This window comes from Ruegeria sp. AE4, assembly GCF_056542185.1.
In genome coordinates, this window is record NZ_JBQFZK010000056.1 from 1 (window position 1) to 666 (window position 666).

Here is a 666-nt window from a genome sequence, read left to right on the forward strand (position 1 = left end):
CGCCCGCCGGCACCTGAAACCATCATCCCGATGGATCACAGGCCGATGATGCACTAACAATCAACTTGGACCAGTCAGATGAGGCTGCTCAGTGAGGCTGAGTGGGATCGCAGTTATGAGCCGGAGCACGAGCGCGAGATTGACAGCGAATTAGATCGCGGAGAAGGGCACAGCCTATAATTCAGGAAGCGGGCGTTCTCGGCAACTGAAGTGTCCGTCAGAACAAGTCTGAAATTCACATGTCAATGGCAGGTCGCAAGGGGCGCAGATTGCGCCCCCGCTTTAGATCAAATCAAGAATGTGTCTTCCTGCGATTGATCGAATGTTGCTGCGATGAAAGCATCATGATCAAGCGTTGTGCCATCGGCAAACACGAATTCATCTAGTCGATGTAAGCTTTGGTTTGAACTGGCGTACTCGCTTAGTACAGTTATTGAGCCAGCAGTACCTTCAATGCCAATCACCAAATCATCAACGCCATCTGCATTTATGTCAGAGCGGAAACTGAAGACATCTGCCTGATCAATCCCCTCCCCGAACACCAGCCGATCGTTCTCCTGGTAGTTGGAGGAGCTCTCGCTGATGGTGTCGTTGCCTTCGCCACCCCGGAACACATAGTCGTCGCTCGCCCCGGACCCGTCGAAGTGATCGTCCCCGTCGGTGCCC

General features: G+C 53.5%; 1 protein-coding gene. It reads right to left on the reverse strand.

Features of this window, described 5'->3' with window-relative positions; all coding sequences use genetic code 11:
* Window positions 1-287: 287 nt before the first annotated feature.
* Window positions 288-666, reverse strand: a 379-nt coding sequence (locus ACR0EK_RS20320) for a calcium-binding protein (RefSeq protein ID WP_480968097.1), incomplete at its 5' end; no start/stop codon positions are given.